Raw genomic sequence first — 12,745 nt, 5'->3', positions numbered from 1 at the left:
CAGGTCTTTCCCGGCTAGCGTGTGATGAAGGCACTGCGCTGGTTGAAGGCATTCAATGCCAGCGAGGTCAGCAGGTTGATGGCCAGGTAGACCACCGCGATGATGGTCACGCATTCGATGGCCTGGCCGGTCTGGCTCATGGCGGTGTTGGCGACCATCACCACGTCGGGGTAGCCGATGGCCACGGCCAGCGAGGAGTTCTTGATGGTGCTGAGCGCCAGGTTGGTATAGGGGGGAATGATCACCCGCAGGGCCTGCGGCAGCACGACCAGGCGCAGCTGCTGGCCGCGGCGCATGCCCAGGGCCGAGGCAGCATTCCATTGCCCGCGCGGCACGGCCTGCAGACCGGCGCGCACGATTTCAGCGCAATAGGCGGCGGCATACAGGCCCAGGGCTCCTACCAGGGCCAGGAATTCAGGCGTCAGCGCCAGTCCTCCGTCGATGCCGAACATGCCCGGTTGCGGGGAACTCCAGTGCCAGCCCGCCGCGCTGTCGTACACCGGGCCGGGCAGGGCCAGCCCCGCCTTGCTCAGAAAGCCCAGGGGGCCGATGGCCAGAGGCCGGTCCACGTCGGGCAGCAGCGAAGTCAGCGCGAAATACCACAGCAGCACCTGCACCAGCAGCGGGATATTTCGTGCCACATCGACATAGAGGCGCACGGCGCCGCGCAGCAGCGGATGCCTTGCCACTGCGGCCACGCCCAGCAGCAGGCCCAGCACGGTGGCCAGCACGAGCGCGGGCACGGCGGCGCGAACCGTGTTGGCCACGCCGGCCGCGACCGCACGCAGGTAGCGGTCGCCGGGCTCGTAGGGCAGCAGCCCTTCGGAGATGGAAAAGCCGGCTGTCTGCTCCAGAAAGCCGAAGCCCCCGGCAATGCCGCGCGCGGCCATGTTGCGGCTGGCGTTGTGCGCCAGCCAGCCCAGCAGCAATATCAGCAGCCAGCCGATGGCGAGCTGCAAGGCCAGCCGGCCCCAGCGTGGCCGGGTGGGGGCCGGTGGCTGCCGTGCCCCGGTGTCGATGGCATTCACGGCTTTCACAGCATCTACAGCGTTCGCGGCGTTCATGGCAGGGTGCCCTCGGCGCGTCAGTTCATCGGCGGCGACATCATCAGGCCGCCCTTGGTGAACAGCGCGTTCTTGCCGCGCGGCACGTTCAGGCCCGACCTGGCGCCCAGGTTGCGCTCATAGCTCTCGCCATAGTTGCCCACGGCCTTGACGATGCGCAGCGCCCATTCCCTGTCCAGCCCCAGCTGCTTGCCCAGGTCGTCGCCCTGGCCCAGGAAACGCTTGACCTGGATGCTGTCGGAGCGGGTCTTGAGCTCGTCGGCATTGGCCTGGGTGATGCCCAGCTCCTCGGCCTCGATCATGGCGTTGAGTGTCCAGCGCACGACGGCGAACCATTCGTCGTCACCGCGGCGCACGGCCGGGCCGGCCGGCTCCTTGGAGATGACTTCGGGCAGGATCACGTAGTCGTCGGGGTTGGCCAGTTCCTTGCCGCGCAGCACGGCCAGGGCGCCGAGGTCGCCTGTATAGGCCTGGCAGCGTCCGCTGCTGAAGGCCTGCAGGGCGGCTTCGGGGTTGTCGAACACCACCGCCTTGTAGTTGAGCTTGTGGGCGCGAAAGTACTCCGACAGGGTCTTTTCCGTGGTGGATCCGCTGATTACGCAGATGGTGGCGCCAGAGAGCTGCTTGACGCTGTTCAGGCCGGGCTTCTTCCTGGCCATGAAGCCCTGGCCGTCGTGGAAATTGATGCCCGCCCACATCAGGCCCAGGCCGTTGTCGCGTGTGAAGGTCCAGGTGGTGTTGCGTGCCAGCAGATCGATCTCGCCGGACTGCAGCGCCGTGATGCGTGTCTGGCCGCTGGTGGGGATGAATTTCACCTTGGTGGCGTCGCCCAGGGTGGCGGCCGCCACGGCGCGGCACAGATCCACGTCCAGCCCGGACCAGTTGCCGCTGCCGTCGGCCAGCGCAAAGCCTGCGCGCCCCGTGTGCACACCGCAGGCCACGGCGCCGCGCTGCTTGATGCCATCCAGCGTCTTGCCTGCGTGGGCCGGCGCGGCAGCGAGCGTGGCCGCGGCGGCCATCGAGGCGAAAAGAAAGCGGAAACGGGCAGGGGCATTCATGCGGAGTCCTTTGCGGCGGGATGGGGGGCCTGGGGTTGCGGCTTGCTCGCCGCAGGTGAAGCGGGGCTGCTGTCCGGTGTCAGGTAGGGAAGCACCGACTCGGACAGTTCGACCAGGCTGCGCACGGCCTGGGGCGTGGCGCGGATGACCTGGGTGGCCAGCGCTTCGACCATGGCCATGGCCGCCAGCACCGACGATGGCAGCAGAGGGTGGGCGGCAGGGGCCAGCAGCACGTAGTCGGCCTGGCCGGTCAGCGGGCTGGTGGCCTCGTCGGTGATGGCGATGGTCAGGGCGCCCCGCTGGCGCGCATGCGCCGTCAGCTCCACCGCTTCGCGTGAGTAGCGCGGCAGCGAGATCGCGATCAGCACGTCCTGCTCCGTCAGCCCCGTCATGCGCCGGACGGCTTGCTCCGTGCCGCCTGCGCAGGCCACTTCCAGCACCTGGGGCAGATAAGGCTGCAGCGCGTCGGCGCCAAAGGCTGCCACATGGTGGGAGCTGCCAAAGCCCATGAACAGGACGCGCCGCGCGCGGCAGATGCGCTGGGCCAGTTGATCGAGCAGGCCGGGGTCGCAGGCCTGTGCGGCCGCCTGCAGATTGCGCTGCGTGTGCTCGAAGGCCTGCGCTCCCACGGCGCTTGCGGCAGGCTCGTGCGCCGCGCGCAGCTTGTTCACGGGCTCCAGGGCCTGTTGCAGCTGGCGGCCCAGGTGCAGGCGCAGATCGGCAAAGCCTTCGTAGCCGGCGTGCTTGGCGAAGCGGTTGACGGCAGCCAGGGAACCGCCACAGGCATTGGCCACTTCCTCGGCGCTCAGCGTGACGGCCAGCACCGGATGCGCGGCCATCCAGCGGCCGACCCGGGCGACGGCGGGCGAGCCATCGACGCTGGCGCGCAGCAGTTCCTGTACGGCGGGATGGGGATGGAGTTCCATGAATGAATGAAAGTGAATGGTCTCTTTCATTCATTATTTTTTAGGAATGAAATCTTTCATTCAGGGGAAACCCTGAACCGAACGATCCATGCGTTCCGCTGGCTGCGGGGGAGTGCGAGGGCGTGAGGGGAGTGGGGGGGAGGGCGGGGCCTCAGGGCCGCACTTGGGCGGAGCCGAAGTGGAGCGCCGTCTTCACGCGGGACGACGCTGGTGGCAGACGGTCATGGGTGCGAGCAAGGGCCTCGCACCCATGGGGCCGCCTGATTTTCGAGAACGACTGGAATCAGTCGGACATCGCGGCCGACAACTGCTCGATCTGCTCGCTCAGTTCCAGCCAGCGTTCCTCCAGGCTGTCGATCTCGTCGTTGCAGGCCTTGAGGCTGCGGCCTGCTTCGGCCATCTCGGCGGGCGAGATGGGCTGGCTCAGCAGGCCCTCCAGCCGCGTGCGTTCGGCCTGCAGCTGGGGCAGGCGCTTGTCCAGCTGTTCCAGTTCCTTCTTGAACGGCCGGGTCTTCTCGGCCATCTGCTGGCGGGCCAGGGCGGCCAGGCGCCGTTGCTCGCGCTGGTCTCCGGCGCTGGCGGCCGGTGGCGTGGGCGGGGCAGCGGGGGCCGGGGCCAGCGCAGCAGCCACGGGGGCCTGCACTGCAGGTGCTGCAGCTGCTGCACCTGCTGCGGGCTCCACCTGCGCTGCCGCCTTGCTGGTGGCCGCAGCCGCCTGTTCGGCCTTGCGGGCTTCCTCGCGCAGGCGGCGGGATTCTTCCAGCAGGTAGCGCTGGTAGTCGTCCAGGTCGCCGTCGAAGGGGCCGACCACCCCACGGCCGACCAGCCAGAAGTCCTCGCAGACCGAGCGCAGCAGGGCGCGGTCGTGGCTGACCAGCATGACGGTGCCGTCGAAGTCGTTGATGGCCATGGCCAGGGCCTCGCGCGTGGCCAGGTCCAGGTGGTTGGTGGGCTCGTCCAGCAGCAGCAGGTTGGGGCGCTGCCAGACGATCATGGCCAGCACCAGGCGGGCCTTCTCGCCGCCGCTCATGCTGCCCACGGCCTGCTTGACCATGTCGCCGCTGAAGTTGAACGTACCCAGGTAGCTGCGCAGGTCCTGCTCGCGGGCCTGCGGGCCGGTGGCGCCGGTGTCCCGTGCCAGGCGGATCATGTGCTCCATCGGGTTTTCGCCGGGGCGCAGCACGTCCAGTTCCTGCTGGGCGAAGTAGCCGATGTTCAGGCCCTTGCCTTCAGTCACGGTGCCGGCCAGGGCCTTCATCTCGCGCGCGATGGTCTTGACCAGGGTGGACTTGCCCTGGCCGTTGGCTCCCAGGATGCCGATGCGCTGGCCCGCCAGCACCGAGCGGTTGACGCCGCGCAGGATGGTGGTCGCCTGGCCTTCGTCGTCCAGGTAGCCGAATGCGGCGTCCGTGATCGCCAGCATGGGGTTGGGCAGGTTGGCCGGCGGCTTGAACTCGAAGGTGAAATCGGCGCTGGCCAGCATGGGCGCGACCTTTTCCATGCGCTCGATCTGCTTGACGCGGCTTTGCGCCTGCTTGGCCTTGGAGGCCTTGGCCTTGAAGCGGTCGATGAATTTTTGCAGGTGGGCGATCTTTTCCTGCTGGCGCTCGAACGAAGCCTGCTGCAGCAGCATCTGCTGGGCGCGCAGTTCCTCGAACTTGCTGTAGTTGCCGCCATAGCGCGTGACCTGCGCGTTTTCGATGTGCAGCGTGGTGTTGGTGATGGCGTCCAGGAATTCGCGGTCATGGCTGATCACGACCAGGGTGCCGGGGTAGCGCTTGAGCCAGGCTTCCAGCCAGACCAGGGCGTCCAGGTCCAAGTGGTTGGTGGGCTCGTCCAGCAGCAGCAGGTCGGAGGGGCACATCAGCGCGCGCGCCAGCTGCAGGCGCATGCGCCAGCCGCCCGAGAAGCTGTTGACGGGGTGCTCCAGCTCGGAGACCTTGAAGCCCAGGCCCAGGATCAGGGCCTGTGCGCGCGGCACGGCGTCGTGCGCGCCGGCATCGGCCAGGTCCACGTGGGCGTGGGCAATGGCCATGCCGTCCTCGCTGGCCTCGGCGGCCGCGAGCTGGGCGTTGAGCTCGCTCAAGCGGGTGTCGCCGTCCAGCACGAATTGGGTGGCCGTCTCCGAGGTCTCGGGCATGTTCTGCGCGACCTGGCCCAGGCGCCATTGCGAGGGGATGGAGAACTCTCCGCCGTCCTCGGCCAGGCTGCCGTTGAGCAGGGCGAACAGGCTGGACTTGCCGGCGCCATTGCGTCCGACAAGGCCGACTTTTTCACCGGGGTTGATGGAGACGGAGGTGCTGTCCAGCAGCACGCGGGTGCCGCGGCGCAGGGTAATGTTGCGAAGGCTGATCATGAATGGGCAGGATTATCCCAGCGATTGCGCCAGGGCAGGATTGCCGCCCGCCATGCCCGTGCCCGGCCACGGTGCAAAGCCCTGGTACCAGGCCCTAGATCGGCTGTATGCCCACGCGCTGCATCATGGACTGGGTGAACTGGATCTCGCGCTCGAAGCCCTTGGCATAGGCTTCGGCGCTGGTGATGGCGACCTTGCCGCCTTCCTGCTCCAGCAAGGCGATGACCTTGGGCTGCCTGAGCACCTCCTCCAGCGCCGTGCGCAGCCGCTGGACGATGGCCTCGGGCGTGGCGGCCGGCACGGACACACCGCCCCAGGACGTGAGGTTGACGTCGGGCACGCCCAGCTCGGCCAGGGTCTGCACCTGGGGCAGCTTGGCGTTGCGCTGGGGGCCGGCAATGGCCAGCGGCACCAGCCTGCCCGCCAGCACCTGGGGATAGGCCACGGAAAACAGCGGGGCGCCGAAGGCCACCTGCTGGCCCAGCACGGCATTGACCAGCTCGGACGCGCCCTTGTAGGGCACATGGTTGACCTGCAGGCCCATGCTGGAGGCCAGCATTTCCACGCCCAGGTGCGATGGCGTGCCCACGCCGCCCGATGCATAGTCCAGCGCGCCCGGCCTGGCCTTGGCGCGGGCGGCCAGGTCATCCAGCGTGCGCATCCCCGAGTCGGCATGCACGACGACCAGGATGTCCGAGCGCGACATGCCCAGCACATGGCGGAAGTCCTTGAACACGTCGTAGCCGGGGCTTTTGTACATGCGCATGGCGGCGGCCATGGGCGAGCCCGAGTACAGCAGGGTGTAGCCGTCCGCCGGCGCCTTGGCCACCTGGCGGGCGCCGATGTTGCCGCCCGCGCCGGCGCGGTTGTCTATCACCACGGGCTGGCCCAGCTGGGCCGACAGCGCCTCGGCCACGATGCGCGCGGCCGTGTCGGGGCTGGTGCCGGCCAGGTAGGGCACCACCCATTTGATGGGGCGCGTGGGCCAGACGCTGTCGTGCGCGGAAGCTGTGGCGGCCCAGGGCAGGCCTGCCGCAAGCGATGCGGCGCCTGCAGCCCGCAGGAATTGGCGGCGGTCCTGGCCGCTGCTGGTGATGTGTGGCATGGCTTTGTCTCCTGGTCTTTTGTCTTTTCTGTTTGCTGGCGGAGTGCTGGGGCTGCCGGCCAGCCTCAGGCGCCGGCCCGCTCCAGCAGCTCCTTGGCGATGGTGTTGCGCTGTATCTCGCTGGTGCCCGTGAGCACGCGGTACATGCGCAGCATGCGGAACAGGAATTCCACGCGCCGGCCCTGGACGATGCCTTCGCCGCCATGGATCTGCACGGCGCGGTCGGCAATGCGGAACGCCGTCTCCGAGCAGAACAGCTTGCTCATCGAGGCCTGGGCGCGCGCATCGATGCCGGCGTCGATGGCGCGGGCCGTCTGCACCATCAGTGCGCGCGCGGCCATCCATTCGGTGGCCATGTCGGCCAGCATGTGCTGTATGGACTGGAACTGGGCAATGCTGCGGCCGAATTGCTGGCGCCCCAGCGCATAGTCGCGCGCATCGCGCAGCGCCACCTGCGCCAGCCCCAGCATGGCCGGGCAGTGCAGCAGGCGGTTGACGGTGATGCGGCCCAGCGCCAGGGCCAGGCCCCGGCCTGGCTCGCCGATCAACTGGGCCGCGGGCACGCGGCAGCCGTCGAGCACGATGTCGCCCGTGCTCGATTGACCGGCCATGGTCTTGTAGCCGCTGACCACCTGCACGCCCGGTGCATGCAGGTCCACGAAGAAGGCGCTGATCTCGCGCTGCGGGCTGCCTTCGGGCGCGGTCGAGGCCATGAGCACGGCGAAGTCGGCAAACGGCGAGCCCGAGATGAAGCGCTTGCGGCCGTGGAGCACGTAATGGTCGCCTTCCAGCACGGCGCGCGTCTCCAGCGCGCCCGCGTCCGAGCCGGCCGCCGCCTCGGTCAGCGCAAAGCAGATGGACTTTTCGGCGCGTGCCACGGGCAGGATGAACTGCTCCATCTGCAAGGGCGTGGCCTTGCGGATCAGCGCGCCTATGCGCGGCGGGCCGCTGAGTTCGCCCAGCACATGGGGCGCGAAGGGCGATCCCGTGGCGTAGATGGCCTCCTTGACCAGCACCTGGTCGAGCACGGACAGGCCGGCGCCGCCCATGGCCTCGGGCAGGGTCATGCCGTAGAAGCCGCGCGCATGCGACAGCTTCCAGACCTGGCGCAGCAAATCGGTGGAGGCGCTGTTTTCATGGTCCACGTCATGCGCGCGGGCGAGGTCCGCCAGTTCGCCGTGGATGAAGGCGTTGAGCGCGTCGATCAGGCCGGCCGCGCGCTCCGAGCCTTCAAAGGGCATTTCCAGCAGGGCAGCGTTGGCGGTGGGGAGTGTGTCCTTGGCGTTCATCTCAGTTCACCTTGCGGGCGTGGTTGGCCCAGTAGGGCGCCTGCACGGCGCGGCGCATGACCTTGCCGTTGGGGTTCTTGGGCAGTTGCTGCACGAATTCGATGTGGCGCGGGCGCTTGAAGCCGCCCAGGCGCTCGGCGCAGAAGCGGTCCAGCGCGGCACTGTCGCCGGCCAGGCCGGGCTTGAGCACGATGTGGGCGGCCACGGCCTCGCCCCATTTGTCGTCGGGGATGGCGAACACGCAGGCATCGGCCACCGAGGCATGTTCGTAGAGCACGGACTCCACCTCGGACGGATAGACGTTGAAGCCGCCGCTGATGACCATGTCCTTCTTGCGGTCCACGATATAGACAAAGCCCTGCTCGTCCATGCGGGCCAGGTCGCCCGTGTGGTAGCGGCCGTTTTTGAGCACCTCGGCCGTCAGCTCGGGCGCGCGCCAGTAGCCTGCAAAGACATCGGCGCCGCTGACCACGATCTCGCCGATCTCGCCCTCGGGCACGCGGCGGCCTTCGTCGTCCACCACCTCCACCAGGGATTCCAGAAAGGGCCGGCCGCAGGATGCCAGCCGCTCGGGCCGCGACGCGCGTGCCTGCAGGTGGTCCTGCACCGTCAGGCCGCAGACGCCGGAGGTGGTCTCGCCCGCGCCGTAGCCCTGGGACAGGATGGGGCCGAACACGTCCATGGCCTGCAGGATGCGCGCGGGCGCCATGGGCGCTGCGCCGTAGCCCAGGCGCAGCAGGTCGGGCAGCGGGCGGTAGCGGCCGCCGATCTCGGCCAGCAGCATGTTGATCATGGTGGGCACCATGAAGGTATGGGTGATGCGCCGCGCCTGCATCTCGGCCATGAAGGCGCCAGGCTCGAAGCCCGAGAACAGGTGGATGGTGGCGCCCGTGCACAGCGCCGGCACCATCTGCATGCCCGAGGCGTGGGTGACCGGCCCCACCAGTCCCAGCACATGGCCGGCCTGCATGCCCTCGCCGCGCATCAGGAATTTGCGCAGCTGGGCCAGGCGGTTGCCGAAGGTCTGCATGGCGGCCTTGAGCACGCCCGACGAGCCCGAGGTGTAGTGCAGCACGGCCACCTCGTGCTCGTGCACGTCCACGGGCTGGAAGCGGTCGCTGGCGCGGGCGAGCAGCGCTTCGTAGTTGCTGTCGGCAGGGCCGTCCAGCAGCAGCAGGCGCACGTCGGCAGACTGCAGGTGCGGCTTGAAGGCCTCGGCGCGCGCGGCCGTGGTCACGATGATGGAAGCATCGCTGTTGGCCGCGATATCGCCTACTTCGCGTGGAGACAGGCGTGCGTTGAAGGGCGCCTTGATGAGCCCGGCCTTGTAGCAGGCGATCTCGATCTCCACGATTTCCACGCAATTGGGCAGGTAGATGCCCACGCGGTCGCCGCGGGCCAGCCCCTGGGCAAGCAGGGCGTTCGCCAGGCGGTTGGAGCGCTGCTCAAGCTCTGCGTAGCTGATGCTGCGCGTGGCGCTGGTCACCGCAGGCTGCGCGGCATGGGCCCTGCAGCTGCGTGCGACGAGTTCGCCGACATTGGGTATGGGGAGGGAATGGGGGTGGCCTGCGGTGGGCCGGGATGTCTCGTGCATGGCATTCCTTGGCTGAAGCCGCGCGTTTTGCGCGGCGTGCCATGCACTGTTGCAGAAGAGGACCGGGCCGGGGAAATACCGATTAGTGATTCAGTTGCATCAGAAAAATTGATGTCCAGACCAACCCTTGCCGTTTTTGCTGATGACCATCGGACTGCTGCATCACATCTGCTGCGGATGCTGCCAGCGCGCCTGCCAGAGGCCCGCCGTGATCAGTTGCCGGGCCTGGTCCAGCAGTGCCTGCCGGACCACCTGCAGTGCCGGGTCACCGCCGCGGTTGGCCTGCACGGCCAGGAAGTAGCGGCGCAGCAGCGCGGGCGCCGCGACCTGGGCCACGATCCAGCCGGGCTGGAGGCCCGTGGGCGCCGCCTTGGCGCCCTCGCGCAGCCAGGCGGGCGCATCGCTCAGCGAGCAGGCGGGCGTGAAGGTGAAGCCCGCGCCGCAGTGGTAGAGCGAGCGGATGACGCGCGCGGAATCGTGTTCGTGGACGATGTTCAGCCGCAGCTCCCGCGCATCGGCGGCGGCCTCCACGGTCTGGCGGATGGAAAAGCGGCGCGACTGCAGCACCAGCGGCAGCTGGCAGGCATGGGCAAAGTCCATGTGCGGCAGGCCGCCGTCCGGCGCCGGGCGCAGCAGCGGGGCGACGCTGCCATCGACATCCTGGCCGCAGACGTAGATGGATTCCTCGGCCATGGGCTGCACCTGCAGGTCATGCAGGCTGGCCGTGTCCACAAGAATGGCCAAGTCGGCGCGCCGGTCCAGCATGGCCTTTTGCACCATCAGGCTGAGGTCGTCGAGCACGAAGATGCGTATGCGCGGGTGGCTGTGGCGCAGGCTGGCAATCAGGGGGCCTGCCAGCAGGCTGGTCAGCAAAAAAGGCAGGGCGATGGTGACCGAGCCTTCGGGGCCCTGGGGCAGGCGCTGTATGCGCTCGCGCATGGCATCGGCGTCGGACAGCAGGCGGCGGGCGTCCTCGTACAGCTGCGCGCCGGCCGGGGTGGGGGTCACGCCGGCGTGGCTGCGCTCCAGCAGTTGCGCACCCAGCTCGCCTTCCAGCTTCTTGATCTGCGCCGTGAGCGCGGGCTGGGCCACGTACAGCGAGTGCGCGGCGCGCGAGAGGCTGCCAGCCTCCAGCACGGCGATGAAGTAGCGCAGCGCCCGCAGGTCCATCTCAGCCCAGGGGGCGGTATTGCGGGCGCAGGGCCTCGATATCGCCTTCGGTCCAGGCGCGCAGTGCCTCCTGGGTGATCAGCAGCACCTGCTCGTCGCCCGAGCTGGTGTCCAGCCAGAACACGGGCAGGTCGGGGAAGGCGGCTTCGAAGAAGTCCTTTTCATTGCCGATCTCCAGCACGACCACGCCTTCCTTGGCCAGGCGCGAGGGCAGGTCCTGCAGCAGGCGGCGGATGAAGTCCATGCCGTCGGCGCCGCCGGCCAGCGCAAGCTCGGGCTCGGCCTGGTACTCGGCGGGCAGGCGCGACATGCTGTCGGCGTTCACATAGGGCGGGTTGCACAGCACCAGGTCCCAGGGGCCGGGCAGGGCGGCCAGGCCGTCGCTCTCCAGCAGTTGCACGCGCTCGGCGAGTTCATGGCGGTCCACGTTGATGCGCGCCACGGCCAGCGCGTCGGCCGAGATGTCGGCGCCCGTGACCTCGACCTCGGGCCAGGCCATGGCCGCCAGGCAGGCCAGGCTGCCGTTGCCGGTGCACAGGTCCAGCACGCGGCGCGTGCGGTCGGACAGCCAGCCGTCGATGCTGCCGTCGGCCAGCAGTTCGGCAATGAAGCTGCGCGGCACGATGGCGCGCTCGTCCACGTAGAAGGGCACGCCCTGCAGCCAGGCCTCGCGCGTGAGGTAGGCGGCGGGCTTGCGTGTGCGGATGCGCTCGGCGAACAGCTCGGCCACTTCAGCCTGCTGCTCGGCGCTCACCGGCTGGCTGGCCAGGGACTCGGGCGCGCCGGGTGCCAGTTCGCTGTCCAGCGGCAGGCCCAGCTTCCACAGCGTGAGCCAGGCCGCTTCGTCTTCGGCCGTGGCCGTGCCGTGGCCAAAGGCCACGCCGGCCGCCGTGAGCGCTGCGGCGCCCGAGGCCACGAGGTCGGCGATGGTGCTGCCCGAGATGGCGGGAATATTGGCAGGGGTGGGGGCGGATGTCATCGTCGGCTCCTTGGGCGCGCGTTCAGGCGGCCTGCTGGCGCTGCAGCTCCTGGAGCGTGCGGCGGTAAATGTTCTTGAGGGGCTCGATGTCGGCCACCACGATGTGCTCGTCGATCTTGTGGATGCTGGCGTTGGGCGGGCCCACTTCCACGACCTGGCTGCAGATCTGGGCGATGAAGCGGCCGTCGCTGGTGCCGCCCGTGGTGGACAGCTCGGTCTCCAGGCCGGTCTCGGCGCGGATGGCCGCCTGCACGGCATTCACCAGCGTGCCCGGCGTGGTCAGGAAGGGCTGGCCGCCGATGGTCCAGGCCAGCTCGTACTCCAGTCCATGGCGGTCCAGCACGGCGTGCACGCGCTGCTGCAGCGATTCGGCCGTGGACTCGGTGCAGAAACGGAAGTTGAAGTCGATGGTCACATCGCCGGGAATGACGTTGGATGCGCCCGTGCCGCCATGCATGTTGCTGATCTGCCAGCTGGTGGGCGGGAAGAAGGCGTTGCCCTCGTCCCATCGCGTGGCGGCCAGTTCGGCCAGGGCCGGCAGGGCCTGGTGGATGGGGTTGCGCGCCAGCTGCGGGTAGGCGATGTGGCCCTGGATGCCCTTGACGGTGAGGCGTCCGCTCATGGTGCCCCGGCGGCCGTTCTTGATCATGTCGCCCGTGCGGTCCACGGAGGTGGGCTCGCCCACGATGCACCAGTCCAGGCGCTCGCCGCGCTCGCGCAGCAGCTCGACCACGACCTTGGTGCCGTCCACCGAAGGGCCTTCCTCGTCGCTGGTCAGCAGCAGGGCAATGTCGAAGGAGGGAGTTGGCGTCTCGGCCAGGAACTCCTCCAGTGCCACGACAAAGGCGGCGATGGAGGTCTTCATGTCGCTGGCGCCGCGGCCGTACAGCTTGCCGTCGCGGTGCGTGGGCACGAAGGGCGGGCTGCTCCACTGCTCCAGGGGGCCGGTGGGCACCACGTCGGTATGGCCGGCAAAGACCAGCACGGGCCGGTCGGTGCCTGCGCCGGAGCGCCTGGCCCAGAGATTGCGCACGCGAAAGCTGTCTGGGCCGCTGTCGATGCGCTCGCAGGCAAAGCCCATGGGCAGCAGGGCATCGGCCAGGAGTTCAAGGCAGCCGGCGTCTTCGGGAGTGACGGAGGGCAGGCTGATCAGCTGCTCGGTCAGTTGCAAGGTGCGGGACATGGTGGGAAGGTCAAAAAATCA

10 protein-coding genes are annotated in these 12,745 nt (G+C 68.8%); all 10 read right to left on the bottom strand.

From position 1 onward, the window contains the following. Positions 1-14: 14 nt before the first annotated feature. Positions 15-1,028 (bottom strand): ABC transporter permease subunit, encoded by a 1,014-nt coding sequence (locus ACF8ME_RS13370; RefSeq protein WP_392416885.1) that lies wholly within the window; start codon positions 1,026-1,028, stop codon positions 15-17. A gap of 56 nt (positions 1,029-1,084) precedes the next feature. Beyond that, positions 1,085-2,122 carry an amino acid ABC transporter substrate-binding protein gene (locus ACF8ME_RS13365; RefSeq protein ID WP_392416884.1) on the bottom strand — a complete coding sequence of 346 codons (1,038 nt, stop codon included), beginning with the start codon at positions 2,120-2,122 and terminating at the stop codon, positions 1,085-1,087. After that, the gene (locus ACF8ME_RS13360; RefSeq protein WP_392416883.1) at positions 2,119-3,078 is read right to left on the bottom strand and encodes a MurR/RpiR family transcriptional regulator; all 960 of its coding nucleotides are present in this window, start codon (positions 3,076-3,078) and stop codon (positions 2,119-2,121) included. The genes ACF8ME_RS13365 and ACF8ME_RS13360 overlap by 4 nt, the downstream gene beginning before the upstream one ends. Before the next feature lie 253 nt (positions 3,079-3,331). Next, on the bottom strand, positions 3,332-5,404 hold the full coding sequence (locus tag ACF8ME_RS13355; protein ID WP_017405039.1) for an ABC-F family ATP-binding cassette domain-containing protein: 2,073 nt from the start codon (positions 5,402-5,404) through the stop codon (positions 3,332-3,334). A gap of 94 nt (positions 5,405-5,498) precedes the next feature. Beyond that, the gene (locus tag ACF8ME_RS13350) at positions 5,499-6,509 is read right to left on the bottom strand and encodes a tripartite tricarboxylate transporter substrate binding protein (protein WP_209803235.1); all 1,011 of its coding nucleotides are present in this window, start codon (positions 6,507-6,509) and stop codon (positions 5,499-5,501) included. Positions 6,510-6,574: 65 nt separating this feature from the next. After that, positions 6,575-7,798, bottom strand: a complete 1,224-nt coding sequence (locus ACF8ME_RS13345) for an acyl-CoA dehydrogenase family protein (RefSeq protein ID WP_392416880.1) — start codon at positions 7,796-7,798, stop codon at positions 6,575-6,577. A gap of 1 nt (position 7,799) precedes the next feature. Further along, a complete protein-coding gene (locus ACF8ME_RS13340) occupies positions 7,800-9,392 on the bottom strand; it encodes a class I adenylate-forming enzyme family protein (RefSeq protein WP_392416878.1) in 1,593 nt (530 codons plus the stop codon). Positions 9,393-9,554: 162 nt separating this feature from the next. Next, positions 9,555-10,562, bottom strand: coding sequence for a LysR family transcriptional regulator (locus ACF8ME_RS13335; RefSeq protein ID WP_016453487.1), 1,008 nt, complete (start codon positions 10,560-10,562; stop codon positions 9,555-9,557). A gap of 1 nt (position 10,563) precedes the next feature. Then, positions 10,564-11,541 carry a 50S ribosomal protein L3 N(5)-glutamine methyltransferase gene (gene prmB / locus ACF8ME_RS13330; protein ID WP_392416876.1) on the bottom strand — a complete coding sequence of 326 codons (978 nt, stop codon included), beginning with the start codon at positions 11,539-11,541 and terminating at the stop codon, positions 10,564-10,566. A gap of 22 nt (positions 11,542-11,563) precedes the next feature. Further along, positions 11,564-12,724 carry a succinyl-diaminopimelate desuccinylase gene (dapE, locus tag ACF8ME_RS13325; RefSeq protein WP_392416874.1) on the bottom strand — a complete coding sequence of 387 codons (1,161 nt, stop codon included), beginning with the start codon at positions 12,722-12,724 and terminating at the stop codon, positions 11,564-11,566. Positions 12,725-12,745 lie beyond the last annotated feature (21 nt).

This window comes from Delftia sp. WSY_7, from assembly GCF_043104845.1.
Lineage (GTDB): Bacteria > Pseudomonadota > Gammaproteobacteria > Burkholderiales > Burkholderiaceae_C > Comamonas > Comamonas tsuruhatensis.
The sequence above is the reverse complement of the archived record's forward strand: the minus strand, read 5'-3'. Positions and strand labels throughout refer to the sequence as shown.

Coding starts and splice junctions, on each gene's coding strand:
- ACF8ME_RS13365 (WP_392416884.1), bottom strand. CDS start 2,122: ATGAATGCCCCTGCCCGTTTCCGCTTTCTTTTCGCCTCGATGGCCGCC.
- ACF8ME_RS13360 (WP_392416883.1), bottom strand. CDS start 3,078: ATGAAAGAGACCATTCACTTTCATTCATTCATGGAACTCCATCCCCAT.
- ACF8ME_RS13355 (WP_017405039.1), bottom strand. CDS start 5,404: ATGATCAGCCTTCGCAACATTACCCTGCGCCGCGGCACCCGCGTGCTG.
- ACF8ME_RS13350 (WP_209803235.1), bottom strand. CDS start 6,509: ATGCCACACATCACCAGCAGCGGCCAGGACCGCCGCCAATTCCTGCGG.
- ACF8ME_RS13345 (WP_392416880.1), bottom strand. CDS start 7,798: ATGAACGCCAAGGACACACTCCCCACCGCCAACGCTGCCCTGCTGGAA.
- ACF8ME_RS13340 (WP_392416878.1), bottom strand. CDS start 9,392: ATGCACGAGACATCCCGGCCCACCGCAGGCCACCCCCATTCCCTCCCC.
- ACF8ME_RS13335 (WP_016453487.1), bottom strand. CDS start 10,562: ATGGACCTGCGGGCGCTGCGCTACTTCATCGCCGTGCTGGAGGCTGGC.
- prmB (WP_392416876.1), bottom strand. CDS start 11,541: ATGACATCCGCCCCCACCCCTGCCAATATTCCCGCCATCTCGGGCAGC.
- dapE (WP_392416874.1), bottom strand. CDS start 12,724: ATGTCCCGCACCTTGCAACTGACCGAGCAGCTGATCAGCCTGCCCTCC.